This is a genomic window from Armatimonas sp. (assembly GCF_043760365.1).
GTDB lineage: Bacteria > Armatimonadota > Armatimonadia > Armatimonadales > Armatimonadaceae > Armatimonas.
In genome coordinates, this window is record NZ_JAYUPA010000444.1 from 1 (window position 1) to 1,706 (window position 1,706).

Consider the following 1,706-nt stretch of genomic DNA (forward strand, 5'->3'; position numbering starts at 1 on the left):
CTCTATCGCGCTCAATCGTGCGCGGTTTGCTGGGTGTTGAGACTTCCTCTTCAATTTGTTTGATCTGTGGAGCGAGAGAGCTCAGCTGGGCGGCGGTCAGCTCTTTTGCTGTGAAGTGAATCCCAAAGATGCCATGCTTCTTCCTGCGCTCCTCCCAGGGCAGGAGCATCTGCTCGCGCCAGAGCTTCTCTTGCTGAGGTGAGAGCGAGAACCCAAGACGAGGATCGTAGCCAAAGTCCTGCCACGACTGGCTCTGTGCCAGTGCTGATTCCGCCTTGGTCATCATGTCCCACTGCGCCGCATCGGCCTCCATGAGCCACTCACCGATCCAACCCGCCCGCGTTCCATAACCGATGAGATCATCAGTGAGAACATAGGCACCACCCACCTGACGAAAAGTCCCGGTGACAGCCCGTGCCAGGGCTTTGAGCAGTACACCCGCGCTTGTGCGGGCTTGTGGTGTGGCCAGTAGAGACACTTTGAGCCGTCCCATTCGTGCATCCGCATAAAGCTCTAGCCCACTTGCTTTTGCCACGCGCTCCACAAGCTCTTGTACGGTCTTCACCTCCCCAAGTGGGATCAAACGATCTAGCTCGGGCCGGTCGTAGCTCAGCCCACTGCGCTTGTTGGTAGCAGGAACGATCTGTCGGATACTCTGGCCAAAGGCACTCTCGCGCTGGTAGTCTGCGTTCGTGGAGCGTGTTGCGACATGCGAGGCCACAAGGGAAGAGTCAAAGAGAGTGCCGCCCTCTATCAAAGGCATTATCTTGGCGGAACGAAAGGCTTGTAGGTGGATTTGACGACGCTCTGCCTCAGACAAGAGCTTGCCTTTCGCGTCCAGAAACGGGTTCGGTATGGCAAGCAAGAAGAGCCGCTTCTGTGCCTCATCACTGCAATTGCTCAGACCAAACCCTCCGGTGCTGCTGAGCTGATGGCGCTGTGCTGATGTCATTTGAGCGACGAGCAAGCGGTGGGCCGTTTTAGGTGCAAGATTGCTATCCGTAATGTCGGCGTCTTGCAAGCGGGTACTGAGCTGCACCATCGTGGTGGGAGCGAGTACCGTAAGGCCGTTGTAAAAAAGAGGTTGCCGTCCAAAGATCACCTCAATCTCACCGAGTGTGTAGAGCATGCCATTCTGGGGCGAGGGAACGGCTCTCTGTGTGAATTTTTCCCAGTAGTAGGGTGCTACCGAAAATGTCATGAAGGCATCTACAATCAGCAGAGGGCCACGCTTTGCTCCATCCCAGGCAAGCTTGGGAAGAATCTCACTGAGTCGGCGGGGAGGTGTTTCTTTTTTCTGTGCAGAGGTAGCGGATGTGGTAAGCAAACCCAACGTACCACCAACAACTTTTCGACGGGAGATGGGCATGGGAAATTATATCGGGTTCGTGAACGCATAGAAAGCAATGCGACACAAAAAACGCTCTCGTCGTCGGCAAATGGCACTGTTTTTTGTGGCAGCGCTGATCGGATTGGTAGCGCTTGACTACTACGCCTTTCCCTACGGCGCGGCTATCTCTGGGCGGACGCTGAGCACGAGCGCCAATGGGCTCGCGGATCCGCCTACGATAAAATAGCCTATCTATGCAGCGAATTTCTGTGATTGACTCCCACACCGGCGGCGAGCCCACCCGGCTAATCGTCGCCGGTGGCCCCGAGCTAGGCAGCGGCCCGCTCGCTGAGCGCCTGGCAATTTTTGAGCGTGA

Annotated in this window: 3 protein-coding genes; 2 read left to right on the plus strand and 1 reads right to left on the minus strand. The window is 56.3% G+C overall.

Annotation, left to right across the window (positions count from 1 at the left end; translation table 11 throughout):
* Positions 1-1,369 (minus strand): hypothetical protein (locus ACH2EH_RS10475; protein ID WP_395141435.1); only part of this gene is annotated, 1,369 nt, incomplete at its 3' end.
* Between the two features lie 37 nt (positions 1,370-1,406).
* Between ACH2EH_RS10475 and ACH2EH_RS10480 the strand changes: the two genes are divergently transcribed.
* Positions 1,407-1,577: a hypothetical protein gene (locus tag ACH2EH_RS10480; RefSeq protein ID WP_395141437.1), complete on the plus strand. Its 171-nt coding sequence runs from the start codon at positions 1,407-1,409 to the stop codon at positions 1,575-1,577.
* Between the two features lie 7 nt (positions 1,578-1,584).
* The coding region (locus ACH2EH_RS10485; protein ID WP_395141439.1) for a proline racemase family protein at positions 1,585-1,706 on the plus strand (122 nt) is incomplete at its 3' end.

What these genes read in the sequence shown, in the direction of transcription:
- ACH2EH_RS10480 (WP_395141437.1), top strand. Translation starts at nt 1,407, where the DNA reads ATGCGACACAAAAAACGCTCTCGTCGTCGGCAAATGGCACTGTTTTTT.